Consider the following 24,192-nt stretch of genomic DNA (forward strand, 5'->3'; position numbering starts at 1 on the left):
GGAGGGCGCACACCGCTCTTTAAGCCTTGAATTCGACCATGGGGCAGGGCACAGGGACGACAAGCCTGCCGGACAAAACAGCGACTCGACGCACAGTGATTGGCGTCGTCGGGCTCGTTGCGAAAACCCGGCGGAATCGGACCCCAGCCCCTAGTCGTCAGGGCCCTGCATGATCTCTTCCCTCTTCGGCGCGATCTCCAACGATATCGCCATCGACCTCGGCACCGCCAACACCCTCATCTACATGAAGGGCAAGGGCATCGTGCTCAACGAGCCCTCCGTGGTGGCTCTGCGCAACGTGGGGGGCCGCAAGGTGGTCCACGCGGTGGGTATCGAAGCCAAGCAGATGCTCGGCCGCACGCCCGGGCACATGGAGGCTATCCGCCCCATGCGCGACGGCGTCATCGCCGACTTCGAAGTCGCCGAGGAGATGATCAAGTACTTCATCCGCAAGGTTCACAACCGGAAGGGCTTCGTGAACCCGAAGGTGATCGTCTGCGTGCCGTCCGGCGCCACTGCCGTGGAGCGCCGGGCCATCAACGACAGCTGCCTCAACGCCGGCGGCCGCCGCGTGGGCCTGATCGACGAGCCCATGGCCGCGGCGATCGGCGCCGGCCTGCCGATCCACGAGCCGACCGGCTCGATGGTCGTCGACATCGGCGGCGGCACCACCGAGGTGGCCGTGCTGTCGCTCTCCGGCATCGTCTATTCGCGTTCGGTCCGCGTCGGCGGCGACAAGATGGACGAGGCGATCATCAGCTACATGCGCCGCAACCATAACCTCCTGATCGGCGAAACCACCGCCGAGCGGATCAAGAAGGAGATCGGCACGGCCCGGGCGCCGGCCGACGGCGAGGGGCTGTCCATCGAGGTCAAGGGCCGCGACCTGATGCAGGGCGTGCCGCGCGAGGTGCGCATCTCGGAGAAGCAGGCCTCGGACGCGCTTTCCGAGCCGGTCGGCCAGATCGTCGACGCGGTGAAGATGGCGCTGGAAGCGACCCCGCCGGAGCTCGCCTCCGACATCGCTGACAAGGGCATCATGCTCACCGGCGGCGGCGCCCTGCTGCGCGGCCTGGACGCCGAGATCCGCGACCACACCGGCCTGCCCGTGACGGTCGCCGACGATCCGCTGTCCTGCGTCGCGCTGGGGTGCGGCAAGGTGCTCGAACATCCGAAATGGATGAAGGGCGTGCTCGAATCCACGCTAGCCTAGGGACCTCGCGACTCACGCTCCGGTGGTGGAGCGGCGGGGGGCTGCCGCGACTGCTGACGACGAGGCCACAAGGTGTCCCTAAGGGAGTCTCCGCTCGGTGAACTCAAGGTCCCGCTGACCTGGACGGCGGGGATCGCCGTGGTCGTGGCGGCCGTCGCCGTGATCGCGGTGCTCGTCTCCGATCGCCGGGAGACCTTCCGGGCCGAGGCCTACGGCGCGACGCGCGGCGTCGCCGACCGGGTGATGACGCCGGTTGGAGACGCCCTCTCGGCTCCTGGCCGCTGGACCGGCGCCGGGGTGGACGCCGTGAAGGGCTATTTCTTCGCCGTCTCCGAAAACCACCGGCTCAAGGCCGAGCTCAAGGAGATGCGCCAGTGGCGTGACGTGGCCCTGGCGCTGCGCAACGAGAACGCCCGCTACCGGACCCTCCTGGGTCTGAAGACCGATCCCCCGATCCCGATGGTCGCCGCGCGCGTGGTGCTGGACAGCCGTGGGCCCTTCGCCAACACGCGGCTGGCCAACGCCGGCATCGAGAAGGGGGTGAAGGTCGGCAACCCGGTGATGAGCGAGAACGGCCTCGTCGGCCGGATCATGGGCGTGACCACCGGCGCCAGCCGCGTGCTGCTGCTCACCGACACCGCCTCGAAGGTGCCGGTGATGATCGACCGCACCAACGCCCGCGCCATCCTGACCGGCGACGGCGGGCCCAATCCCAAGCTCGAGTACCTGCGCGGCCAGGATCCTGTGAAGGAAGGCGACCGCGTGATGACCTCCGGCGACGGTGGGGTCATGCCGCGCGGCCTGCCGGTGGGCACGGCGGTGAAGGGGCTCGACGGCCGCTGGCGCGTGGTGCTGGCGTCCGACAAGGCGCCCATCGATTTCGTGCGGATCCTGTTCTTCGAGGACTTCACCCAGCTGGTGAACCAGAAGCAACTGGCCGAAAAGCATGTGCCGCCGCCGACCGCCGGCGCCCAGACCGTGGGCGTCGCGCCGGCGAGCGCGACGCCTGCTCCTTCGACGACCGCGCCCGCTTCGCCCAAGCCGGCTGCGTCGCCGGCGATCGCGCCCGCCGCGGCCGGACCGAAGCCCGCGGAGGTCAAGAAGCCGGCCGACGCCAAGACGACCGTCTCGGCCAAGCCGGCGCCGGGCGCAGCCGCACCGAAAGCTGCGGCGAGTTCGCCCGCGAAGCCCACAGCGAAGGCGTCGGGCGCCCAGCCCACGAAGGGTGAAGCCGCCGCCACGACCACGAAGTCGACCTCGACCAAGCCGACCGCTCCGAAGCCTGCCGCTGCGAAGCCCGCGGCGACCAGGTCGGCAGCGCCCAAGCCGCCCGCCTCCAAGCCAGCCGCCTCCAAGCCAGCCGCCGTGAGTGGCGCGGACGCGGAGCCGCCCCATTGAGCGCGGTCCGCTCGCTGGAGCCGTGGCGCTGGCTGGGCATCCCGATGGTCCAGGCGCTGGCGGTGACCATCCTCTTCGCCATACCCCTGCGACTGTGGGGGCTTCAGCTTCCTGAGCCGGTGTTCCCGATGGCGGTCGTCTTCGCCTGGGCGGTGATCCGGCCCTCCGTGCTCGCGCCATTCGCCACAGTGCTGATGGGGCTGTTCCTGGATATCGTCTGGGGCGGCGCGTTCGGACTTTGGGCGCTGATCCTGCTGATCGCCTACGGCCTGGTGCTGGGCGGGCGCAGCATGACGGCGGGCCAGAGCCGCGGCGCCCTTTGGGTGTGGTACGGCGTGGTCACTGCGGTCTCGATGGGCGTCGGATTCCTGGTGGTGAGCGTGCGCGACCACGCCATGCCGAGCCTCATCGCCACGGGTTGGCAATACCTCGCCACAATCGTCCTCTATCCCTTCGCCCACCGGCTGATCGACATGTTCGAGGACGCCGACGTGAGGTTCCGGTAGGGGCTATGGCCGAACCCTCAATCTTCTTCGAGGAGGTCAACGAGCGGCAGGGCGTGTTCCACCGCCGGGCCTTCGTGCTGGGCGGCTTCGCCGGCCTGGGCCTCGTCGCGCTCGGCGGGCGGCTCGCCCAGCTGCAGCTCGTGGAGACCCAGCGCTACGAGAAGCTGTCCGCCTCGAACCAGTTCAATTTCAAGCTGATGCCGCCGCCACGCGGCCTGATTGTCGACCGCAACGGCGTGGTGCTGGCCTCGAACCGGCCGAACTTCCGGCTCCTGGTGGCGCGCGACAAGGGCATCGACGTGCCCGGCACGTTGAAGACGCTGGCCAACTTCGTGCCCCTGGACGACGCGCGCCAGGCGCGGCTGACCCGGGACATCAACTCGGCGCCCAAGCGGGCCCCGGTCGAGGTCATGGAAGACATGACCTGGGAGCAGTTCAGCGCGATCAACCTGCGCAATCCGGAGCTGCCGGGCGTCACGGCGGACATGGGCGAGGTGCGGGTCTATCCGCACGGCGGCGCCTTCGCCCACGTGGTCGGCTACGTGGCCAAGGTCAACAAGACGGACATCACCGAAACCGGCCCCAACTCCGAGCCGATCATGCTCAACCCCGGCTTCCGGATCGGCAAGCAGGGGGTGGAGAAGGCCTTCGACCTCGATCTGCGCGGCAAGCCCGGCGCCCGAAAGGTGGAGGTCGACGCCAACGGCCGCGAGGTCCGGGCCGATCCGGAAGGCGACATCCCCGCCGTCCCCGGCAAGGAGATCAAGCTCACCATCGACGCCGACGTCCAGCTGCGGGCCGAGCAGGTGTTCGGGGAGGAGAGCGGCGCGGCGGTGATGATGGACTGCCGCACCGGCGACATCCTGTGCATGTTCTCCGGGCCGAGCTTCGATGCGAACCGGTTCGTGCGCGGGCTGACGGGCCCCGAGTACCGGGCGCTCGCGGAGTATGAGCGCAAGCCGCTGTTCAACAAGGCCCTGACCGCCACCTATCCGCCGGGCTCGACCTTCAAGACGCTGGTGGCCCTTTCTGCGCTCGAACACGGCTACGACCCGCATACGGTGCATGTCTGCAACAAGGCGTGGCCCTGGGGCGGCCGGGTCTGGCACTGCGACGAGGCGCATGGCGCGCAGGACCTGAAGGGCGCGATCGCCACCTCCTGCGACATCTATTTCTACCAGGTCGGCCTGTTCCTGGGGCCGGACAAGATCGCCGAGACGGCGCGCAAGTTCGGCCTGGGCGAGATCTTCGACATCGGCATTCCGGGCCAGAAGTCGGGCCTCGTGCCGGACACGGCCTATAAGCGCCGAACCTTCAAGAAGGACCCCGTCTGGCATCCGGGCGAAACGCCCTCTATGGCCATCGGCCAGGGCTACACCCACCTCAATCCGCTGCAGCTCTGCGTGCAGGCGGCGCGGATCGCCAACGGCCAGAAGGCGCTGCACCCACGTCTGATCCGCTCGATCGGCGGGGTGGAGCAGAAGTCCGGCGCGGCCTGGGGCGACCTGCCCGTCGACAAGCAGCACCTGGCCTTCGTCCGCGAGGCGATGGCCGCGGTGACGACGGTGGGCACGGCCGCCGCGGTGGCCGACCTCGGCCTTGGGCCGAACATCAAGATGGCCGGCAAGACCGGCACCGCCCAGGCCTACAGCTATGGCGGCGGTCGCGGCGCTCACGGCGCCGTCGGCCAGTGGAAGCTGCGCGACCACGCCTGGTTCATCGCCTACGCACCCATCGAGGAGCCACGCTACGCCATCAGCGTGCTCGTGGAGCATGGCGGCTTCGGCGCCCAGGCCGCGGCGCCGCGGGCGCGTGAGATCATGCGGGTCGCGCTGCTGAAGGACCCCGAGCTGCGCGCCCGCATCGAGAAGCCGCTGCCGCTGCCGGCCGCCCCGACGGGTCCGGAGAGCGGCGACATCGTGCCCGATCTGCCGGATCAGCCGCTCGATCCCAATTCGCAACCGGGCCTGCCGGCAGGAACCCCGACCGCATGACCGTCTCCGCCCTGACCCGTCCCGGCGAGCGGGACCGCCTGATCGTCAAGCTCGGCGAAATCGACTGGATCTTCTGCCTGACCCTGACGCTGATCGCCGGCGCCGGCGGAACCATGCTGTTCTCGATCGCCGGCTCGTCCTGGATGCCTTGGGCGGCGCCGCACCTGGCCCGCTACTTCGTCTTCTTCGGCATCATGATCGTGCTGTCGCTGGTCGACCTGCGGGTCTGGTTCGCGCTCGCCTATCCGATCTACGGCATCGCCTTCCTGCTGCTGATCGCCGTGGACCTCGTCGGGCGCACCTCGCTGGGCGCCCAGCGCTGGCTGCAGCTGGGACCGGTGGGCATCCAGCCGTCGGAGATCATGAAGATCGGCCTCGTCCTGGCGTTGGCCCGCTTCTACCACGGGCTCTCGGGCAAGAACGCCCAGCTCTCCTGGTGGCTGTTGATCCCCGGCGGCCTGATCCTCGCTCCCGTGGGCCTGGTGGCCAAACAGCCGGACCTCGGCACGGCCATGCTGATCCTGATGACCGGCGGGGTGGTGATGATCCTCGCCGGCCTGTCCTGGCGGCTGATCGCGTCCGGCGTCCTCGGCGCGGTGTTGCTGGTGCCGCCGGCGATCATGTTCGGCCTGCACGACTACCAGCGGAAGCGGATCCTCACCTTCCTCGACCCGGAAGGCGACCCGTCCGGTTCCGGCTACCACATCCTGCAGTCCAAGATCGCGCTGGGGTCGGGCGGTCTGCTGGGCAAGGGCTACGGCCTGGGCTCGCAGAGCCAGCTCAACTTCCTGCCCGAGAAGCAGACCGACTTCATCTTCGCGACCTTGGCCGAGGAGTTCGGCTTCGTGGGCTGCGTCTCGGTGCTGCTGCTCTATGCGGCGGTGATCTTCATGGCCCTGCGCACCGCCTACATCAGCCATAGCCACTTCGGCCGCCTGGCCGCGGCCGGCGTGACCGTCACCTTCGCCCTCTACGTGCTGATCAACGGCTCGATGGTGATGGGGCTGGCGCCGGTGGTCGGGGTGCCGATGCCCCTGCTCTCCTACGGCGGCACAGTGATGCTGACGGTGATGGTCGGCTTCGGCCTCGTGCAGGCCGTGCGCGTGCACCGCTATTCGGAAGTCACCAGCGGCAAGGGCGCGCTGATGTGATCGCGCCCCCCGCCTCGGCGGGAGAGATCAGAGCATCAGGGCCTGATCGGTCGCGCGCACCAGGGCGTCGACGATGCCGGGTTCGGTGGAGGCGTGACCGGCGTCCCAGACCACCTCGAAGCGGGCCTTGGGCCAGGCGGACTTCAGCCGCCAGGCGGCGTCCATCGGCGTCACCACGTCGAAGCGGCCCTGGACGATCCAGCCGGGGATGTTCCGGATCTTGTCCGCATTGTCGACGATCCACCCCTCGGGGAAGAAGCCGCGGTTGACGAAGAAGTGGCACTCGATCCGGGCGAAGGCGATGGCGAAGTCGATCTCGTTGAACTTCGAGGGCCGGGCCTCCGGCCCGCGGATCGAAATGGTGTCGCCCTCCCACTGGCTCCAGGCGGCCGCCGCCTCGGCCTGGACGCGACGGTCGGGGTGGGTCAGGCGCTTGTGGTAGGCGGCCATCATGTCGCCGCGCTCGGCCTCGGGGATCGGCGCGCAGAAGCGGGCCCAGGCGTCCGGGAACAGCATCGAGGCGCCGTCCTGGTAGAACCACTTCAGCTCGCGCTCGGTGAGCAGGAAGACGCCGCGCAGGATGAGGCCCTCGACCCGCTCGGGGTGGGTGATCGCGTAGGCGAGGGCGAGGGTGGAGCCCCAGGAGCCGCCGAATACGGTCCACTTCTCGACGCCCAGGTGCTCGCGCAGGCGCTCGATGTCCTCGATCAGCGCCCAGGTGGTGTTGTCCTGCAGCGAGGCGTTGGGCCGGCTCTTGCCGCAGCCGCGCTGGTCGAACAGCGCCATCCGCCAGCGCGACGGGTCGAAGAAGCGCCGCATGGTCGGGTTGATCGCCCCGCCCGGACCGCCGTGCAGGATGACGCACGGCTTGCCGTCCGCCCGCCCGCACTCCTCGTAGTAGATCTCGTGAGCGCCCTCGGTGGCCAGCCAGCCGGAGGCGAAGGGCTCGTTCTCGGGGAAGAGGCCGCGCCTCGCGCCTTGGGCGGAGACGACGGGCGCGGGCGTGGTGCGTTCCATGGGCTCCAGTCTAAGTCGGGAAGCGCCTGTTCAGCCAGTCCAGCATCAGCCGGTTCACATCCTCCGGCTTCTCCTGCTGCGTCCAGTGGCCGCTGTCCTTGACCATGTGCGTCTCGAGGTCGCCGATGAAGGCCGGCATGGGCTCGGCCATCTCGGGCGAGAGCACGGCGTCCTTCTCGGCGGTGATCATCAGGCAGGGGATGCCGTCGATCCTGGTGGGAAGGCGCTCGGCCCGCTCCCAGTTCCGGGTGAAGTTGCGGTACCAGTTGATGCCGCCCGTGAAGCCGGTGCGCTTGAAGGTGTCGACGAAGAAGGCGAGCTCCTCCTCCGTCAGGAAGGCGTCGGGGGCATAGTTGCCGTCCCACTGGCGCAGGAGGTCCTTGAAGGCGAAGGTGGAGCCGCCCTCCGGCGGCTGGGCCGCCTCCTGCATCATGCGCGGCTTGCGCATGAAGAAGCGCATGGTCTTCCCCGCGTCCTCGCCGAGCACCTTTTCGGGCTCGCCGGGCGTCTGGAACCAGACGATGTACATGTCCGGTCCGAAGCGGTTGCGCATGATGAGGATCGGGTCGGCCGGCGCCCGCGGCATGAAGGGTGTGTTCAGTCCGATCACCCCCGCGACGCGAGTGGGGTGCAGCAGCGGCATCTGCCAGACCACGATCCCGCCCCAGTCGTGGCCGACGAAGATCGCCTTCTCGACGCCCAGATGGTCCAGCAGGCCGACAAGGTCGCCGGTCAGGTGCTCGATGTCGTAGTCGGTGATCGCCTCGGGCCGCGAGGAGAGGCCGTAGCCGCGCTGGTCCGGCGCGATCACCCAGCGGCCCGCGTCGGCGAGCGCCTTGATCTGGTGACGCCAGGAGAAGGCGAGCTCCGGAAAGCCATGGCAGAGGACGATCGGCACGCCGGTCTTAGGACCTGCCTCGTAATAGGCCAGCTCGATCCCGTTGACCTTGGCCTTCTGGACGGGCGGCATCATGGCGTCGGACATCTTCTGGACTCCCCCTCTTTATGATCAAGCTTTGCCGTAAAAGCGGCTCGGCAGGAACGGCGAAACGGCTATGAAGGCCCGATGAGCGAGATCGACAGCAGCCGCCATTCCGCGGGCGAGGGTACGCCCTGGGGGCTCGTGATCCTACTCGGGTCCCTGACCGCCATGGGGCCGATCGCCATCGACATGTACCTGCCGAGCCTGCCGGCGATCGGCGCGGCGCTGAAGGCCTCCTCCGGCGAGACGCAGGGCACGGTGGCCGCCTTCCTGGCCGGGATGGCGATCGGCCAGTTCGTCTACGGCCCCGCCTCCGACCGCATCGGCCGCAAGCCGCCGATCCTGATCGGGGTCGGCATCTTCATCCTGGCGTCCATCGGCTGCGGCTTCGCCCAGACCGCGCCGCAGCTGATCGTCGGACGCTTCGTCCAGGCGCTGGGCGCCTGCGCGGGCGGCGTGGTCTCGCGGGCCGTGGTGCGCGACCGGTTCAGCCACGTCGAGACGGCGCGCATGCTGTCGCTGATGATGCTGATCATGGGGCTCGCGCCGATCCTCGCGCCCCTGCTGGGCGGCGCGCTGCTGGCGTTCGGCGGCTGGCGGCTGAACTTCTGGTTCATGACCGCCTTCGGCGTGGCGATCGGGCTCGCGGCCCTCCTGCGCATGCGCGAGAGCCGCTCGGAGGAGACCGCCGCCCATGCGCGCGCCGAGCATCCCTTCCAGACCTATCTGGCCCTGGCCCGAGAGCCGCGGCTGATGGGCTACGCCCTGGCCGGCGCCCTCAACGGGGCCACGCTCTTCACCTACATCTCTGCCTCGCCCGAGCTGCTCATCCAGACCTATGGCATCAGCCCGCAGGCGTTCGGCTGGGTGTTCGGCGCCAACGCCGCGGGGCTCATCGCGGCCAACCAGGTGAACCGCATCATCCTGCGCCGCGCCACGCCCGACGAGGTGCTGGCCCGCGCGAGCATCGCCTCGCTCGGCTTCACCCTGCTGCTGGCGCTCGCGGCCGTCAGCGGGATCGGCGGGCGCTGGAGCGTCCTGCCGCTGCTGTTCTGCGTCCTGGCGAGCTACGGCTTCATGCAGGGCAACACCATGGCCGGGGCCCTGAACGTCGATCCCAGGCGCGCCGGGTCGATCTCGGCCCTGCTCGGCGGACTGTCGTTCGGCACGGGCGCGCTCGCCTCGACCTTCGCCGGGACCCTGCACGACGGCACGCCGCGGCCGATGGCCCTGATCATGCTGGCGGCGCTCGCGGGCTCTGCCCTGGCCCTCCATCGCCTGGCTCTGCCCCGGCGCCCGGCCCTGGTCTGATGAGAGCCGGCGTGCGCTGGCTCCCGCTGGGTCTGGCGCTCGTCGCGGGAGCCTCGAATGCGGCGCCGCTCAACCTGCGGGTCGACCGGTCACCGGCCGGCCTGAAGGCTGCTTTCCGGCCGGACACCGCACTCGGCGGCGGCGTGGACGGCTCCACGCGCGGCGAGATCGATCGGCTGTTCACGCCCCACAACATCGCGGCCATGCGCAGCCTCGGCCTGCGCTCCCTGACCTATCGCCTCCGCACCGAGCTCGGCATCGAGGCCTGGCACTGGACGGAGGAGGGGCGCTGGAGCGATCCGGCCCATGCCCAGGGCTACTGGACCTCCAGCGACCGGCCAAAGCAGCCCGTGACCCTGTCGTGGGGCTACCGTCTGCCGCGGCGCGGCGACACCCAGGACAACGCCAACAACCTCGACTTCTCGCGGCTGACCGACGGGGACCTCGCCACCTTCTGGAAGTCGAACCCCTATCTGGACGTTCGCTACACCCACGAGGCGGCGGGCCGGCCGCAGTGGATCCAGGTTCGCCTCGACGCCCCGACCCCCATCGATACGGTGCGCATCGACTGGGCCGACCCCTACGCCAGCGCCTACGAGGTCCAGTACTGGGACGGCCCCGACGACTACGATTCCGAGCGCGACTGGGTGACCTTTCCCATGGGGCGGGTCGCCCAGGCGCGCGGCGGCGCAGAGACCCGGCGCATCGCCCAGCGGCCGGTGACGGCGCGGTTCCTGCGGATCCTCCTGAAGACGCCCTCCGGCACGGCCCCGCCCGGTTCGGCCGACGTGCGAGACCGCTTGGGTTACGCTGTGCGGGAGGTTTCGTTCGGCGTCACCGGCGCCGATGGCGTCTTCCACGACGCGGTGCGCCACGCCGCCTCGCACGACGACCAGACCTTCACGCACGTCTCGTCCACCGACCCGTGGCATCGCGCCGCCGACCGTGACCCGAACCTCGAACAGGTAGGGGTGGATCGCATCTTCCAGAGCGGGCTCGGCAACGGCCTGCCGATCATGATGCCGGTGGGCGTGCTCTTCGACACGCCGGAGAACGCCGAGGCGCTGATCCGCTATCTGACCCGCCGGGGCTATCCGCTGAGGCGCATCGAACTGGGCGAGGAGCCGGACGGACAGTACGGCGAGCCGGCCGACTACGGCGCCCTCTACCTGGCCACCCTCGACCGCCTGCGCGCGATCGCCCCTCGCCTGGAGTATGGCGGCCCGTCCATGCAGAGCGCGGCGACGGATCTGCCCCTGGTGCATGGGCCGGCGCGCTCCTGGAACCGCGGCTTCATCGCCTATCTGAAGAGCCGCGGCCGCCTGTCGGACCTGCAGTTCTTCTCCTTCGAGCACTATCCGTTCGACGATATCTGCGGCGACATCCACGCCAAGCTGATCGCTGAAGACGCGCTGCTCGATGGCATGTTGAAGCGCCTCGAGGCCGAGGGCGTGCCGCGCACCACGCCCAAGGTGATCGCTGAGTACGGCTTCTCGGCCTTTTCCGGTCAGGCCATGGTCGAACTGCCGAGCGCCCTGTTGCAGGCCGACCTCCTGGGTCACTTCCTGAGCGAGGGCGGCGATGCGGCCTACATGTTCGGTTACGGCCCCAACACGCCGATCAACCAGCACCTGGCCTGCGCCGGCTACGGCAACATGACCCCCTTCCTGGCGGATGCGAACGGTCAGGCGGCCGAGCGCCTGCCGCAGTTCTTCGCCTCGCGCCTGATCTCGCAGACCTGGCTGCAGCCGGGCCACGGCCTGCACAGGCTCTATGCCACGCACCTGGACGGCGAGGCGCCGGCCGGCGCGGTGGTGGCCTATGCGGTGGCGCGCCCCGATGGGCGCCTGGCGACCATGGTGTTGAACCGAAGCGCCACCCAGGCCTTCACGGTCAAGCCGTGGGCAGCGGGCCGTTTGGACGTGTGGCAGTACGGTCCGGACCAGTACCGCTGGCGGCCCGACGGGGTGAACGGCAGGCCGAGCCTGGATCTGCCGCCGGCCCATTGGGAGGCGGCCGGGGGCGAGATCCGGCTGCCGGCGGACAGCTTGACGGTCATCCTTTCGCGGGCGGCGCGAACTCCAGCACGAAGCGGGCGAGCGCCTCGTAGTCGGTGAGGTCGTAATCCCGCGAGGTGACGGTCTTCTGGCCGCGCTGGGCGGCGATGAACTTCAGGGCCAGCCGCTTGAAGAAGTCGTACTGGCTGTAGCGGATCGCCCCCGCCGCATGGTGGATCGCCTTCGGCGTCCAGGCGGTCTCCTGCTGGAAGCGGGCGTCGCACTGGCCCACGCCCTCCCAGTCGTGGGGATCGACCCCGGCCGCCGACAGCGAGACCGAGACGAAGGCGCTCGGCATGGCGTTCAGCGCCTCATGCCGGGCATGGGCGAAATGGGTGAGGGCCGCCTGGTAGCGGCCGACGTGCAGCGAGGCCATGAGGATGGCGACGTCATAGGCCGCAGGATCGGGATGGCGCTCGTCGGGGCCGGCTTCCTCCACTGTCGCCTGGTGACCAGTCGCGCGCAGGCGCTCGGCGGCGAAGTGGGCCAGATCGCGGGTGTGCCCTTCGGTGGTGCCGTAGACGATCAGGACGCGCATGGCCGGCTCCTCTTACCACCCCTTGAACGCATCTAGGACGCGACCCGGCCCTGCGCCATCGGCGAGCGCCTAGCGGAACAGGAGCGGCTCGCCCTCGGCGTCGTAGGCGGCGAACCGGCCGACTCCGCCGGCGCGCACCGCCTCGACCATCGACTGCAGCGCCGCCTGGATGCGGTCGTGGGCCGGTGGCCGGCCGCCCTCGCCTGAGAGCGCGGCGGCGAACACCACCTGCCAGGGCGGGCCCGCCCGGCTGGATTCCTCGGCCAGGGTCTCGAAGCCGTCGAGGTCGGCCGGAGCTTTGTCGACGCACATCAGGGGCGAGAGGGCGCCGCCACGGCCTTCCGCATATCGACGGGCCTGGGCGGCCGAGGCCTCACCCGGAAGCTCGGCGGCGGCGAAGACGAACAGCAATTGGTGCGGCTCGGCCTGGGTGGCGGCGGCGCGGATGAGCTGCTGGAAATGGGATTCAGAGGACATGGCCGCCTGTTTGCCCTGTTCCCGGAGCCGGCGGCTTGCGCCACATCAAACCGCGCGCTTCGCCGCAGGATTAAGGGCGGCTGAGCCCTGCCGCGCAGCTCAGGCGTTTGAGGTCAGGCTTACCGTCCCACGAGGAGCAGACCATGCGCATGATCCTTGGCCTTTCTGCCCTTTCTGCCCTGGCGCTCTCGCTCGCCGTGCCGGCGGCGTCGCAGCCGCGATACGACCGGTCCTTCCCCCTGCCGCCGGGGCCCTACCAGAGCCAGTGCTCGAACATCCGCGTCGAGGGCCAGTTCCTGAAGGCCTGGTGCCGCGGGACCCGGGGCTCGGGCGAGTCCAGCATCAACATTGAGAGCTGCAGCACGCCGATCATGGTCGATCCGTCCGGCGGCCTGATCTGCACCGGCCCGGGCGGCGGCGCGCCGCCCGCCATGCCGAATGGCGCGCCGCGCGACTATCCGCGCGAGGCTCCGTACGACCGGGGCTATGACGGGCGCTACGGTAACGATGGCCGTTACGGCTATGGCGAGCGCCCCAATGGCCGGGCGATGGCGACGGTCTATGAGGGGACCGGTTACCGCGGCCGCCCTCTTCGGCTCTATGGCCCGATCCAGGACCTGCATCGCAGCGGGCTGAACGACCGGGTGCGCTCCATCCGCATCGAGCGGCGCTCCGGCCCCTGGCTGGTCTGCACGGAGGCCAACTACGGCGGCCGGTGCGTCACCATCGACCGCAGCACGCCGGACACGCGGATGTTCGGCATGAGCGAGTCGATCTCGTCCCTGCGGCCGGCGTGGTGAGCCGCGGCGTCTAGCTTCGCTGCTCAGCCGGATCGACGGCGCGGGCGGCCCAGGCCAGCACCGCCCAGCCGGCGAGGAAGCTCAGGCCGCCGAAGGGCGTGATCGCGCCGACCCAGCGCGGCGCGCCGGCGGCCAGGGCGTAGAGCGAGCCGGCGAACAGCACGATTCCGACGAGGAAGAACGCCGGTGCGAGGCGGGCGCGCCGGGCGCCCAGCTGCATGAAGACGGCGCAGGCGATGGTGGCCATGGCGTGCATGAAGGCGTACTGCGAGCCGGTCTTGAGCAGCTCCCGGGCGGCCGGATTGCTGACGCCATGCGCGGCGAAGGCGCCGACGGCCACGGAGAGGAAGCCGGCGAGCGCGGCGAGCGTCATCCAGTTGCGGCGGGTCCACACGTCGATCAGCCCCAGACCTGCGGCCGCCGGGATTTCCAGGGTGCTTCCTTCTCGAGCTGGCCCGCGAGGCGGAAGAGGGTGGCCTCGTCCGCATACTTGGCCGTGAACATCATCCCGATCGGCAGGCCGGACGCCGACATGGCCAGCGGCAGCGACATGGAAGGCTGGCCGGAGAAGTTGAAGGGCGGCGTGAACGGGAAGACGCGGCCCTGGCGGCGGTTCACCTCCTTGGGCTCGAGGCCCACGGGGTCGATGAAGCCGATCTTCGGCGGCGGCTCGCCCATCACCGGGCAGAGATAAACGTCGATATCCTCGAAGGCGCCGAGGGTGGCGCGGTTCAGGATGCGGGTTTCCTGCAGGGACCACATGACGTCCGCGCCGGTCTGGCGCCGGCCGGCCTTGAGGGAGGCCCAGGTGAGCGGCTCCAGCTCGTCCTCTTCGGGCTCACGGCCGATCTCGGCGATCAGGCGGGCCATGCCGGCCGCGAAGTTCGCCGCCGCGGCGGGGCCGCGCGAGGCGTAGAGGGCCCGGTAGTCGACCCCGAGCCCGCGCTCGATGACCTCGTGTCCCAGGCGGCGCAGCAGCTCGGCCGTGGCCTCCAGCGCGGCCTGGACCTCTGGGCTGATCGGGCGGCCCGAGGGCGTCTCGGAGGACCAGGCGATGCGCAGCCGGCCCGGCGAGGCGGAAACCTCTTCCAGATACGGCCGCGCCTTGGGCGGCGGCGGATAGGGCGAGCCGGGCGCCGGATAGCCGGTGGCGTCCAGCATCGCCGCGGAATCGCGGACGGTGCGGGTGACCACATGGTCGACCACGTTGCCCAGGGCATAGTCGTAGCCGTCGGGCAGGTTGGGATTGCGGTCCCGCGTCACCTTGAGGCCGACGAGGCCACAGCAGGCGGCGGGGATCCGGATCGAGCCCAATCCGTCGGAGGCGTGGGCGAGGGGCACGAGCCCGGCGGCCACCGCGGCGGCCGAGCCGCCGGACGATCCCCCGGCGATATGCTCCGGGTTCCAGGGATTGCGGCACGGGCCGAGGAGGGCGCTCTCGGTGGTCCCCGTGATGCCGAACTCGGGCGTGTTGGTCTTGCCCAGGGCGACGACGCCGGCAGCCCGGTAGCGTCGGGTGAGGCCGCCGTCTTCCTGGTCGACCACGTCCTTGGCGAATCGCGAACCGGAGGTGCGGGGCCATCCGGCCACCGGCATGGCCAGGTCCTTGATCAGGAAGGGCACGCCCCTGAACGGCCCGTCCGGCAGCTCGCCGGCCGCCTCGCGGCGCGCATCGTCGAAGCCCTTGTAGACCACCGCGTTGAGCGTCGGATTGTGGCGCTCGATCCGGGCGATGGCGCCCTCCACCAGTTCGGCGGGACTGACCGCCTTGCGGCGGACGAGCTCGGCCAGGCCCAGGCCATCGTAGTCGGCGTAGTCGTCCATCAGCGGGCTCCGGCGGAGAGGAAGGCGAGCTTCTCGACGGGCGCCAGGCTTGCCGCCCCGCGGCTCAGCACGCCGAAGGCGGCTTCGGCCGAGTCGAGGGCGAGGTCGATGTCGGCCTCGGCCATGGCCGCGCAAAGAAACATGTTGTGCCAGGGATGGGTGTAGACGCCGCGCTCCAGCAGGGCGGAGGCGAAGCAGAACCCCTTCCTGAGGTCCGGGTCGTCGTCGAACAGGAAGAGCCGCATGGTCACGGGCCCGGTCTGGCGCATGGCAAGGCCCGCCGCCTGCGCGCGCTCGGCGAGACCGTCTCGCAGCCGCTGACCGAGTGCGGTGATGCGCTCCAGGTAATCCGTCTCCCGCACCAGGCGCAGGGTCTCCAGCGCGGCGGCCATGGGGGCCGCTTGGTACCAGAAGGAGCCGGTCACATAGATCGAGGCGGCCGCCTTGCGAGCGACCTCGGAGCCCATCAGGGCCGAGATCGGGTGGCCGTTGGCGATGCATTTGCCCCAGGTGGAGAGGTCGGGCTGGACCCCGATCTTCGACCAGGAGCAGTCGCGGGCGAGGCGCAGGCCGGCGCGCACGTCGTCGACGATCAGTAGCGCGCCGGTCCGGTCGCAGATCTCGCGCGCCTTGCGGGCATAGGCGAGGTCGGGCTCGGCCTGATCGATGAAGGCGTCGTGCTTGAAAGGGGCGGCGAAGATGCAGGCCAGATCATCGCCGGCCTGGGCCGCGGCCGCCTCCAGCGAGGCCACGTCGTTGTAATCGCAGAAGAGCTGGTGCGCGCGATCGCTCTCGATGACCCCGGCCGGCCGCGGCGTGCACCAGGCCGCAGCCCCATGATAGGCCCCTTTGGCGCGGATGACGCTCTTCCGCCGAGTATGGGCGCGGGCGACGGTGAGCGCCATCGAGGTGGCGTCCGTGCCGTTCTTGCAGAACATGGCCCAGCTGGCGTGGCTGACCATGCCGACCATGGCTTCGGCCAGCTCCACCATCAGCGCGGTCGGGCCGGTGAGGGTGTCCCCGAGGCCGAGCTGGCGGACGTAGGCGGCGTCGATCTGCGGATTGGCGTAGCCGAACAGGTTCGGGCCGTAGGCGCACATGAAGTCGAGGTAGCGGCGCCCGTCGACATCCCAGATGTAGGCGCCTTCGCCCTTCTCGAAGAACTGCGGATAGTCATCGGGCAGGAGGCCGACGGCCTGATGCCCGTACATCCCGCCGGGGATCACCGCCTCGGCGCGTTCGCGAAGCTGCCGGTCGCGGCTGTTGGCGCCTTGCATCCGCCTCTCCCTTATCGCCGATCAGACATTACGCTCCCGGAGCCCTGCGGCAACGCCCGGCGAGTCCTGGGCGGCGACTCCTGATATGCGCCGGTCATGTCGCTGCCCGTGCGCCTCGGCCTCTATTACGGCGCCCTCTACATCGGGACGGGCGTCTCCTCGCCCTACCTGCCCGTGTGGTTCGCCCACCATGGCCTCTCCGGGGCGAAGATCGGGCTGATCCTCTCCCTGCCGATGCTGGCGCGCGCCTTCACCGCGCCCTTGCTGGCGGTCTGGGCCGACAGCTTCCGCCTTCGCCGCACGGCGCTGATCGTGCTCGGCGTGGCGGTGACCGCCCTCTACGTGGCCATGGCCGCGCCGTTCGGCTTCGCCTGGTGGGCGGTGGTCTGGTTCGCCGCCTCCTCGATGTTCACCACCATGAGCCCGCTGACGGACGTGCTGGTGCTGAAGCGGGCGGCGCGCGACGGCTTCAACTACGGATGGCCGCGCGGCATCGGCTCGGCCTGCTTCATCGTCGGCAATGTCGGAATGGGCGCGATCCTGACCTGGGGCTCGCCGGAGCTGGTGCTGGTCTGGATGGTGGCCGCCGCGGGGCTCGCCAGCCTCTGCGCGCGGCTCCTGCTGCCGCCCGACGAGGTGCACGAGGCCGGGCACGCGCCGCACCTCTCCGACCGCATGGGCGGGCTGAAGGAGCTGCTCGCCGATCCGGTGTTCATGACGGCCGTGCTGTCGGCGGGCCTGATCCAGTCGGCGCACGCCTTTTACTACGGCTTCTCGACGCTCGTCTGGAAGCATCAGGGCATTCCCGAGAGCCTCACGGGCATGCTCTGGGCGACGGGGGTGACCACCGAGATCCTCTTCATGTGGTTCATGGAGCCGTGGCGGCGGCGGATGGGGGCGCGGAACCTGCTGGCGCTCGGAGGCGCGGCGGCCGTGGTCCGCTGGAGCGTGCTGGCCTTCTCGCCGCCGCTCTGGGTGGTCTTCCCGCTGCAGACCCTGCACACGCTCTCCTACGCCGCGACGTTCCTCGCTTCGCTGCAACTCGTCGAACGGCTGTCGACGCCGCGCAACGCCTCGGCGGCCCAGGCGATCAACTCGGCCCTCTCTGGCGGGGTGATCTCCGGCGTGGCGACCATGGGCTCCGGCTGGCTGTTCGACCGCTACGGCGCGCACGGCTATCTTCTGATGAGCGCCATGTCGGCGGCAGGCTTCATCGGGGCGCTGCGGCTCTACGGCATGCGCCGGCTCGACCCTTAGGGAGGCGTCCATGACCCTTCGCCTGTTCGGCTGCGTCTGCGGCCAGTTCCACGGCAGCGCCGAAGGCATGGGCATGGCCGGAACGGGGCCGGTCTCGGTGCCGGTTCCCTTCTATGTGCTCGAGCACCCGGACGGCGTCGCGCTCTTCGACTGCGGCCTGCCGGCCGGCATGGTCGACTACGACGACAGCTATCGCCAGGCGCTGCGGGCCACCGACATCGACGCGAGCCTTACGCCCGAGGAGACCGCGACGCGGCATCTGGAGCGCCTCGACATCGATCCGGCGCGCGTGCGCCAGGTCGTGGTCTCGCACCTGCACTTCGACCATGTCGGCGGGCTGCGGGAGTTCCCGAACGCCGAGGTGGTGATCCAGCGACGCGAGTGGGAAGCGGGTTTCGATCGCGAGACGGCGGGCCACTACGGGCTGCGCAAACGGTTCTTCGACCTGGGTCATGCGGTGCGGCTCGTCGACGGCGAGCACGACCTGTTCGGCGACGGCTCGGCGGTCTGCCTCCCGAGCTATGGCCACACGCCAGGACACCAGTCGCTGCGCGTGCGTAGCGCCCAGGGCGACCATATCCTGGTGGCCGACGCCTGCTACAACTGCCGCGTCGCGGAGACACGGTCCTTCCCGGACTACTCGGACGCCGAGGCGATGAACCGCTCGCTCGATGCGCTGCTGGCGCTGCGCGAGGCGGCCACCGTGATGGTCTATGGCCACGACCCGGATCAGTGGGGCGAGCGGCCCGTCCTGCCGGCTGCGCGGAGCTAACGCGAGGACAGTCTTGCCGCGGCTTCCTCCGGCGGGCCTAGATGGCGCCGCGTTGGGAGGAAAGACGAATGCGTTCTCTGCAGGTGACCGAACCCTGGGGGCTGGACCGGCTGGAGGTGGTGGATCTTCCCGATCCCACGCCAGGGCCTGGCGAGGTGCTGGTGCGCATGCGCGCGGTGTCCCTGAACTACCGCGACTTCCTGATGGTCAACGGCATCTACGGCCGCGCGCCCAGCGCCAGCGGCGCGGTGATCCCGTTCTCGGACGGCTGCGGGGTCGTCGAGGCGATCGGTCCCGGCGTGACCCGGTTCAAGGTCGGCGACCGGGTGGCGACGCTGTTCTTCCAGGGGTGGATCTCGGGCCCGCCGACCCTGGAGAAGATCTCCACCGCCCTCGGCTTCCCGATTCCGGGCGCCGGCCGGGAGCTGGGCGTCTTCAGCCAGGAAGGCCTATCGAAGGTCCCCGACTTCCTCACCGACCAGCAGGTGGCCTGCCTGCCCTGCGCGGCGCTCACGGCCTGGCGCGGCCTCTTCGAGGACGCGCGTCTGAAGCCCGGCGACACGGCGGTTCTGCAGGGCACGGGCGGGGTCTCCATCTTCGGCCTGCAGTTCGCCCATGCGGCCGGCCTGAAGACGATCATCACCTCCTCGTCGGACGACAAGCTCAAGCGCGCCGCCGAGCTCGGGGCTGACGTCGGGCTGAACTACAAGTCCGATCCCGAATGGTCGAAGGGCGTGCGCGCCGCGACCGGCGGCGTCGGGGCCGATATCATCCTGGAGGTCGGCGGCGGCGGCACCATCGAGCAGTCGATGCGGGCGATCCGCATCGGCGGCCACATCGCCATCATCGGCGTCGTCGCAGGGGCGGGCAATCCGTTCAACCCGGCCGCCCTGATCGGCAACTCGGCCAAGCTGCAGGGCCTGTCGGTCGGCTCGCGCGAGGCGTTCGAGGCGATGTGCCAGGCCATCGAGCTGCACAAGATCCAGCCGGTGGTCGACAAGGTCTTCGCGTGGACCGAGGCCAAGGCGGCGTTCGAGGCGATGGCCGCCGGCTCGCACTTCGGCAAGATCGTCCTGGAGTTCTGAACGAAAAGAGCCCGGCGGGATGACCGCCGGGCTCGAGACTCGAGGGCTTGCTCGGATTTCCGAGCGCTCCGATTAACAGGCGTCGCCGCAGAGGGTTCCGCCGCAGAACTTAGATCCCCGGATCAAATCCGCGTTCCAGCCAGGCGACGATCTCCTCGGCGGCCGTCTCGGGATCGGTGGCGGTGGTATCGATGCGGATCTCCGCGTTCTCCGGAGCCTCGTAGGGGGAATCCACGCCGGTGAAGTTCTTGAGCTGGCCGGCGCGCGCCTTGGCATAGAGGCCCTTCACGTCGCGGCGCTCGGCTTCCGCGATCGGGGTGTCGACGAACACCTCGACGAACTCGCCCTCCGCCAGCAGCTCGCGCGCCATGCGGCGCTCGGCGCGGAACGGCGAGATGAACGAGACCAGCACGATCAGGCCGGCGTCGACCATCAGTTTCGACACCTCCGCGACACGGCGGATGTTCTCGACCCGGTCTTCCTCGGTGAAGCCGAGGTCCTTGTTGAGGCCGTGGCGCACGTTGTCGCCGTCGAGCAGATAGGTGTGGCGGCCCTCGGCGTGGAGGCGCTTCTCCACCAGGTTGGCGATGGTCGACTTGCCGGCGCCGGACAGGCCGGTGAACCAGACGACGCGCGCCTTCTGCCCCTTGGCGGCGGCCCGCGCCTGCTTGTCCACGTCGAGCGCCTGCCAGTGGATGTTCTGGCTGCGACGCAGGGCGAAGTTGAGAAGGCCCGCGCCCACCGTCCGGTTGGAGATCCGGTCGATGAGGATGAAGCCGCCGAGGTCCTTGTTCTCCGCATAGGGATCGAAGGCGAGGGGGGCGTCGGTGGAGAGGTTCACCACGCCGATCTCGTTGAGCTCCAGACGCTTGGCGGCCAGGTGCTCCAGCGTGTTCACATTGACCTTGTACTTGGGCTCGGTGACCTGGGCCGAGACGGTCCGCGTGCCGAGCTTCATCAGGTAGGGTCGCCCGGGCAGCATGGCCTCGTCGTCGAACCAGACGAGGGTCGCCTCGAACTGGTCGGCAACCGGCGGCGGCGCCTTGGCCTCGGCGAGCACGTCGCCGCGGCTGACGTCGATCTCGTCTGCCAGGGTGATGGTCACCGACTGGCCGGCGACCGCCTCGGGCAGGTCGCCGCGGAAGGTGACGATGCGCTCGACGGTGCTCTCGCGGCCGGACGGCAGGGCCTTCACCTTGTCGCCGGGGCGGACGACGCCGGAGGCGATCTGGCCGGAGAAGCCGCGGAAGTCGAGGTTCGGCCGGTTGACCCACTGGACGGGCATCCGGAACGGCTTCTCGCGAAGGTCGTCCTCGACCGGAATCTCTTCCAGCCAGCGCATCAGCGGCGGGCCCGAATACCAGGCGATCTGTTCCGAGCTCTCCGTGATGTTGTCGCCCTTGAGGGCCGACATCGGGATGGCCGTGAAGCGGGTCAGGCCGATCTGCTCGGCGAAGGCCGTGTAGTCGGCGACGATCTGGTCGAACACCGCCTGGTCGTAGCCCACCAGGTCCATCTTGTTGATCGCCAGCACCACGTGGCGGATGCCCAAGAGGCTGACGAGGTAGGAGTGGCGCCGGGTCTGGGTGAGCACACCCTTGCGCGCGTCGATCAGGATCACCGCGGCGTCGGCCGTCGAGGCGCCGGTCACCATGTTGCGCGTGTACTGCTCGTGCCCGGGCGTGTCGGCGACGATGAATTTGCGCTTGTCGGTGGAGAAGAACCGGTAGGCCACGTCGATCGTGATGCCCTGCTCGCGCTCGGCGGCGAGGCCATCGACCAGGAGGGCGAAGTCGATCTCGCCGCCTTGCGTGCCGACCTTCTTGGAGTCGGCCTCGAGGGCCGCCAACTGGTCCTCGAAGATCATCTTGGAATCGTAGAGCAGGCGGCCGATCAGGGTCGACTTGCCGTCGTCCACGGAGCCGCAGGTCAGGAAGCGCAGCAGGCTCTTGACCTCGTGGGCCTTCAGATAGGCCTCGATATCCTCGGCGATGAGGGCGCTCTGGTGGGCCATCAGAAGTAGCCCTCCTGCTTCTTCTTCTCCATCGAGGCGGCCTGGTCGTGATCGATCATCCGGCCCTGACGCTCCGAGGTGGTGGTGAGCAGCATCTCCTGGATGATCTCGGGCAGGGTAGCGGCCGTGCTCTCGATGGCGCCTGTCAGCGGATAGCAACCGAGGGTGCGGAAGCGCACCGACTTCATCATCGGCGTCTCGCCCGCATGCAGGGGCATGCGCTCGTCATCGACCATGATCAACGTGCCGCCGCGCTCGACCACCGGCCGTTCGCCGGCGAAGTAGAGCGGCACGATCGGGATGTTCTCAAGGTAGATGTATTGCCAGATGTCGAGCTCGGTCCAATTCGAGATCGGGAACACCCGGATGCTTTCGCCGGGGTTCTTGCGCGTGTTGTAGAGCCGCCAGAGTTCGGGGCGCTGGTTCTTGGGATCCCAGCGGTGCTGGGCCGAGCGGAACGAGAAGATGCGCTCCTTGGCGCGGGACTTCTCCTCGTCGCGGCGCGCGCCACCGAAGGCCGCGTCGAAGCCGTACTTATCGAGCGCCTGCTTCAGGCCCTCGGTTTTCCACATGTCGGTGTGCAGCGCCGAGCCGTGGTCGAACGGGTTGATGTTCTTCTCGAGCGCCTCGGGGTTCTTGTGCACGAGAAGCTCGAAGCCGAGTTCGCGGGCCATGCGCTCGCGCATCTCGTACATGGCCTTGAACTTCCAGGTGGTGTCCACGTGGAGGAGCGGGAACGGCGGCTTGGACGGAAAGAAGGCCTTGGCCGCCAGATGCAGCATCACGGCCGAGTCCTTGCCGATGGAATAGAGCATCACCGGGCGTTCGCACTCGGCGACCACCTCGCGCATGATGTGGATGCTCTCGGCCTCGAGGCGTTGCAGGTGCGTGAGCATGTGCGGCGAGAGCGCGCCTTCCTGGAGTGCGGACTTGGGCCCGACGCGAGCGTCCATGGGTAAGGACCTTACAATACTTACGACAATGTTCCGCGCATCGGATGATCGACGCACGTTCGGCCCGCGGCTGACTTAGAGAAGCGCCGGGGCTCGGGCAACCCGCGGGACCCCCAGGAAATCTTCATGCGACGTGAGGGTTCGTGGCGATCCCCGCTTGGCGGGGACGAAGGCGGCGTGCAACATGACGCATAGGGAAACCTGCGGACCTTTCGAAACCGCGAAAAGCGGGCGCGTCCGACAACAACAAGGGGGGAAACCGGATGGCCGCAGCGGCGATGACCGGTGAGACGTCACGGCCCGGCTACCGATATCTGGTCGTCTGGATCCTGGCGGTCGTCTACACGCTCAACTTCCTGGATCGTCAGATTCTCTCGATCCTCGCCGAGCCGATCCGCAAGGACCTGAACCTCACCGACACCCAGCTCGGCATGCTGGGGGGCATCGCCTTCGCCGCCTTCTACACCTTCTGCGGCATCCCGGTGGGCTGGCTGGCCGACCGCATCAAGCGCATCTGGATCATGTCGGCGGCCTGCGGCCTCTGGAGCCTCTTCACCATGGGCTGTGGGGCGGCGACCAACTTCGTGCAGCTGGCGATCATGCGCATGGGCGTCGGCGTCGGCGAGGCCGGCGGCTCGCCGCCGTCCTATTCCCTGATCTCCGACTACTTCCCGGCCAAGGAGCGCGGTACGGGCCTCGCCATCTATTCCCTCGGCGTGCCGATGGGCTCGATGCTGGGCTCGGCCATCGGCGGCTGGATCGCCGCCAACTACGGCTGGCGCATGGCCTTCTACTGGGTCGGCGCGCCGGGCCTGCTGATGGCCCTGATCCTGTTCCTGGTGGTGCGTGAGCCGAAGCGCGGCGGGCTCGATCCCGTCGCCGACGGGCAGGCGGCGCACGAACCGCCACCGCCGCTGCTCAGCGCCGTCGGCGCCTACTTCGCCAATCGCACCCTGGTGCTGGTCGCGGTCTCGAGCGGGCTCTCCGCCTTCGTAGGCTACGCCGGCCTCGCCTGGAATCCGCCGTTCCTGATCCGCGTGAAGGGCATGTCCCTCACCGAGGTCGCCGCCTACTACAGCCTGGTGCTCGGGATCACCGGGCTGATCGGCACCTTCCTGGCCGGCTGGCTCGCCGACCGCCTCGGCCACATGGACCGGCGCTGGTACGCCTGGATCCCGGCGGTCGCCTTCACCGTGACGATCCCGTTCTGGCTGCTGATCCTGTGGGCGCCGACCTGGCAGCTGACGCTCGCCTTCATCGCCGTGCCGGCCCTGCTGAACAACATGTACCTCGCGCCAGCCCTGGCCGTGGTCCAGAACGCCGTCCCGCCGGCCCGGCGGACGATCTCCGGCGCGACCCTGCTCTTCGTGCTGAACCTCGTTGGGCTGGGCGGCGGGCCGGTGTTCGTCGGCCGGATCAGCGACATGGCCAAGCCGGCCTATGGCGACCATTCGCTGGCCGTGGGCTTCGCCGCGCTCGTGCCGATGGTGCTGGGCACCGTGCTGACCCACCTGGCCGCCTCGGCCTCGATCGCGCGGGACAAGCGCCTCGCGGCGGCGGTGTGAT

General features: G+C 69.4%; 20 protein-coding genes and 1 pseudogene. 12 read left to right on the forward strand and 9 right to left on the reverse strand.

Annotated elements, in window-relative coordinates:
- Window positions 1-169: 169 nt before the first annotated feature.
- From DJ017_RS09525 to rodA, 5 genes and pseudogenes are all read left to right on the forward strand, one after another.
- Window positions 170-1,213 carry a rod shape-determining protein gene (locus tag DJ017_RS09525; protein ID WP_012522835.1) on the forward strand — a complete coding sequence of 348 codons (1,044 nt, stop codon included), beginning with the start codon at window positions 170-172 and terminating at the stop codon, window positions 1,211-1,213.
- A gap of 72 nt (window positions 1,214-1,285) precedes the next feature.
- Window positions 1,286-2,302, forward strand: a pseudogene (mreC, locus tag DJ017_RS09530) (rod shape-determining protein MreC); the annotation flags it as partial.
- Between the two features lie 305 nt (window positions 2,303-2,607).
- Window positions 2,608-3,117, forward strand: a complete 510-nt coding sequence (locus tag DJ017_RS09535) for a hypothetical protein (RefSeq protein ID WP_227000086.1) — start codon at window positions 2,608-2,610, stop codon at window positions 3,115-3,117.
- Window positions 3,118-3,122: 5 nt separating this feature from the next.
- On the forward strand, window positions 3,123-5,111 hold the full coding sequence (mrdA, locus tag DJ017_RS09540) for a penicillin-binding protein 2 (protein WP_111528501.1): 1,989 nt from the start codon (window positions 3,123-3,125) through the stop codon (window positions 5,109-5,111).
- A complete protein-coding gene (rodA, locus tag DJ017_RS09545) occupies window positions 5,108-6,262 on the forward strand; it encodes a rod shape-determining protein RodA (RefSeq protein ID WP_111528502.1) in 1,155 nt (384 codons plus the stop codon). Before mrdA ends, rodA begins: the two co-directional genes overlap by 4 nt.
- A gap of 27 nt (window positions 6,263-6,289) precedes the next feature.
- Here the strand turns inward: rodA and pip are convergent, their stop codons facing one another.
- A complete protein-coding gene (gene pip / locus DJ017_RS09550; protein WP_111528503.1) occupies window positions 6,290-7,279 on the reverse strand; it encodes a prolyl aminopeptidase in 990 nt (329 codons plus the stop codon).
- Window positions 7,280-7,289: 10 nt separating this feature from the next.
- Window positions 7,290-8,264: an alpha/beta fold hydrolase gene (locus DJ017_RS09555; protein ID WP_227000087.1), complete on the reverse strand. Its 975-nt coding sequence runs from the start codon at window positions 8,262-8,264 to the stop codon at window positions 7,290-7,292.
- An 81-nt stretch (window positions 8,265-8,345) separates the two neighbouring features.
- On the opposite strand from DJ017_RS09555, the gene DJ017_RS09560 reads away from it, so the two are divergent.
- Window positions 8,346-9,572, forward strand: coding sequence for a multidrug effflux MFS transporter (locus tag DJ017_RS09560; RefSeq protein WP_111528504.1), 1,227 nt, complete (start codon window positions 8,346-8,348; stop codon window positions 9,570-9,572).
- A gap of 11 nt (window positions 9,573-9,583) precedes the next feature.
- A complete protein-coding gene (locus tag DJ017_RS09565; protein WP_165830584.1) occupies window positions 9,584-11,689 on the forward strand; it encodes a discoidin domain-containing protein in 2,106 nt (701 codons plus the stop codon).
- On the opposite strand, the gene DJ017_RS09570 is transcribed toward DJ017_RS09565, so the two are convergent.
- Both DJ017_RS09570 and DJ017_RS09575 read right to left on the reverse strand, forming a co-directional pair.
- Complete coding sequence (locus DJ017_RS09570) at window positions 11,628-12,167, reverse strand: flavodoxin domain-containing protein (protein WP_111528506.1); 540 nt, start codon at window positions 12,165-12,167, stop codon at window positions 11,628-11,630. The two genes, DJ017_RS09565 and DJ017_RS09570, sit on opposite strands and share 62 nt — an antisense overlap.
- 69 nt (window positions 12,168-12,236) lie before the next feature.
- Complete coding sequence (locus tag DJ017_RS09575) at window positions 12,237-12,644, reverse strand: ribonucleotide reductase subunit alpha (RefSeq protein WP_111528507.1); 408 nt, start codon at window positions 12,642-12,644, stop codon at window positions 12,237-12,239.
- Window positions 12,645-12,787: 143 nt separating this feature from the next.
- Here DJ017_RS09575 and DJ017_RS09580 point away from each other — a divergent pair, with 143 nt between their 5' ends.
- On the forward strand, window positions 12,788-13,444 hold the full coding sequence (locus DJ017_RS09580) for a beta/gamma crystallin-related protein (protein ID WP_111528508.1): 657 nt from the start codon (window positions 12,788-12,790) through the stop codon (window positions 13,442-13,444).
- Between the two features lie 10 nt (window positions 13,445-13,454).
- Here DJ017_RS09580 and DJ017_RS09585 read toward each other — a convergent pair whose 3' ends face one another.
- Genes DJ017_RS09585 through DJ017_RS09595 form a run of 3 tightly spaced genes read right to left on the reverse strand, consistent with a single transcriptional unit; the run spans window position 13,455 to window position 16,545 of the window.
- Entirely contained in the window at window positions 13,455-13,838 is a 384-nt protein-coding gene (locus DJ017_RS09585; protein WP_319417945.1) for a DUF423 domain-containing protein, read from the reverse strand.
- A gap of 5 nt (window positions 13,839-13,843) precedes the next feature.
- Window positions 13,844-15,268, reverse strand: coding sequence for an amidase (locus DJ017_RS09590; RefSeq protein ID WP_111528509.1), 1,425 nt, complete (start codon window positions 15,266-15,268; stop codon window positions 13,844-13,846).
- Window positions 15,268-16,545 carry an aminotransferase class III-fold pyridoxal phosphate-dependent enzyme gene (locus DJ017_RS09595; protein ID WP_111528510.1) on the reverse strand — a complete coding sequence of 426 codons (1,278 nt, stop codon included), beginning with the start codon at window positions 16,543-16,545 and terminating at the stop codon, window positions 15,268-15,270. Before DJ017_RS09595 ends, DJ017_RS09590 begins: the two co-directional genes overlap by 1 nt.
- A gap of 96 nt (window positions 16,546-16,641) precedes the next feature.
- Between DJ017_RS09595 and DJ017_RS09600 the strand changes: the two genes are divergently transcribed.
- From DJ017_RS09600 to DJ017_RS09610, 3 genes are all read left to right on the forward strand, one after another.
- Complete coding sequence (locus DJ017_RS09600) at window positions 16,642-17,802, forward strand: MFS transporter (RefSeq protein WP_111528511.1); 1,161 nt, start codon at window positions 16,642-16,644, stop codon at window positions 17,800-17,802.
- 10 nt (window positions 17,803-17,812) lie between these two features.
- Window positions 17,813-18,574 (forward strand): N-acyl homoserine lactonase family protein, encoded by a 762-nt coding sequence (locus DJ017_RS09605; protein WP_111528512.1) that lies wholly within the window; start codon window positions 17,813-17,815, stop codon window positions 18,572-18,574.
- A gap of 68 nt (window positions 18,575-18,642) precedes the next feature.
- Window positions 18,643-19,659: a zinc-dependent alcohol dehydrogenase family protein gene (locus tag DJ017_RS09610; RefSeq protein WP_111528513.1), complete on the forward strand. Its 1,017-nt coding sequence runs from the start codon at window positions 18,643-18,645 to the stop codon at window positions 19,657-19,659.
- A 109-nt stretch (window positions 19,660-19,768) separates the two neighbouring features.
- Here DJ017_RS09610 and cysN read toward each other — a convergent pair whose 3' ends face one another.
- Together cysN and cysD are read right to left on the reverse strand one after the other, a co-directional pair.
- Entirely contained in the window at window positions 19,769-21,673 is a 1,905-nt protein-coding gene (gene cysN, locus DJ017_RS09615) for a sulfate adenylyltransferase subunit CysN (protein WP_111528514.1), read from the reverse strand.
- Entirely contained in the window at window positions 21,673-22,626 is a 954-nt protein-coding gene (gene cysD / locus DJ017_RS09620) for a sulfate adenylyltransferase subunit CysD (protein ID WP_111528515.1), read from the reverse strand. The genes cysN and cysD overlap by 1 nt, the downstream gene beginning before the upstream one ends.
- Window positions 22,627-22,889: 263 nt before the next feature.
- On the opposite strand from cysD, the gene DJ017_RS09625 reads away from it, so the two are divergent.
- A complete protein-coding gene (locus DJ017_RS09625; protein WP_111528516.1) occupies window positions 22,890-24,191 on the forward strand; it encodes a spinster family MFS transporter in 1,302 nt (433 codons plus the stop codon).
- Window position 24,192 lies beyond the last annotated feature (1 nt).

Source organism: Phenylobacterium soli, from assembly GCF_003254475.1.
GTDB classification, from domain to species: domain Bacteria; phylum Pseudomonadota; class Alphaproteobacteria; order Caulobacterales; family Caulobacteraceae; genus Phenylobacterium; species Phenylobacterium soli.

What these genes read in the sequence shown, in the direction of transcription:
- mrdA (WP_111528501.1), top strand. Translation starts at nt 3,123, where the DNA reads ATGGCCGAACCCTCAATCTTCTTCGAGGAGGTCAACGAGCGGCAGGGC.
- rodA (WP_111528502.1), top strand. Translation starts at nt 5,108, where the DNA reads ATGACCGTCTCCGCCCTGACCCGTCCCGGCGAGCGGGACCGCCTGATC.
- DJ017_RS09605 (WP_111528512.1), top strand. Translation starts at nt 17,813, where the DNA reads ATGACCCTTCGCCTGTTCGGCTGCGTCTGCGGCCAGTTCCACGGCAGC.
- DJ017_RS09580 (WP_111528508.1), top strand. Translation starts at nt 12,788, where the DNA reads ATGCGCATGATCCTTGGCCTTTCTGCCCTTTCTGCCCTGGCGCTCTCG.
- cysN (WP_111528514.1), bottom strand. Translation starts at nt 21,673, where the DNA reads ATGGCCCACCAGAGCGCCCTCATCGCCGAGGATATCGAGGCCTATCTG.
- pip (WP_111528503.1), bottom strand. Translation starts at nt 7,279, where the DNA reads ATGGAACGCACCACGCCCGCGCCCGTCGTCTCCGCCCAAGGCGCGAGG.
- DJ017_RS09560 (WP_111528504.1), top strand. Translation starts at nt 8,346, where the DNA reads ATGAGCGAGATCGACAGCAGCCGCCATTCCGCGGGCGAGGGTACGCCC.
- DJ017_RS09555 (WP_227000087.1), bottom strand. Translation starts at nt 8,264, where the DNA reads ATGTCCGACGCCATGATGCCGCCCGTCCAGAAGGCCAAGGTCAACGGG.
- DJ017_RS09600 (WP_111528511.1), top strand. Translation starts at nt 16,642, where the DNA reads ATGTCGCTGCCCGTGCGCCTCGGCCTCTATTACGGCGCCCTCTACATC.
- cysD (WP_111528515.1), bottom strand. Translation starts at nt 22,626, where the DNA reads ATGGACGCTCGCGTCGGGCCCAAGTCCGCACTCCAGGAAGGCGCGCTC.
- DJ017_RS09590 (WP_111528509.1), bottom strand. Translation starts at nt 15,268, where the DNA reads ATGGACGACTACGCCGACTACGATGGCCTGGGCCTGGCCGAGCTCGTC.
- DJ017_RS09575 (WP_111528507.1), bottom strand. Translation starts at nt 12,644, where the DNA reads ATGTCCTCTGAATCCCATTTCCAGCAGCTCATCCGCGCCGCCGCCACC.
- DJ017_RS09595 (WP_111528510.1), bottom strand. Translation starts at nt 16,545, where the DNA reads ATGCAAGGCGCCAACAGCCGCGACCGGCAGCTTCGCGAACGCGCCGAG.
- DJ017_RS09625 (WP_111528516.1), top strand. Translation starts at nt 22,890, where the DNA reads ATGGCCGCAGCGGCGATGACCGGTGAGACGTCACGGCCCGGCTACCGA.
- DJ017_RS09570 (WP_111528506.1), bottom strand. Translation starts at nt 12,167, where the DNA reads ATGCGCGTCCTGATCGTCTACGGCACCACCGAAGGGCACACCCGCGAT.
- DJ017_RS09610 (WP_111528513.1), top strand. Translation starts at nt 18,643, where the DNA reads ATGCGTTCTCTGCAGGTGACCGAACCCTGGGGGCTGGACCGGCTGGAG.
- DJ017_RS09525 (WP_012522835.1), top strand. Translation starts at nt 170, where the DNA reads ATGATCTCTTCCCTCTTCGGCGCGATCTCCAACGATATCGCCATCGAC.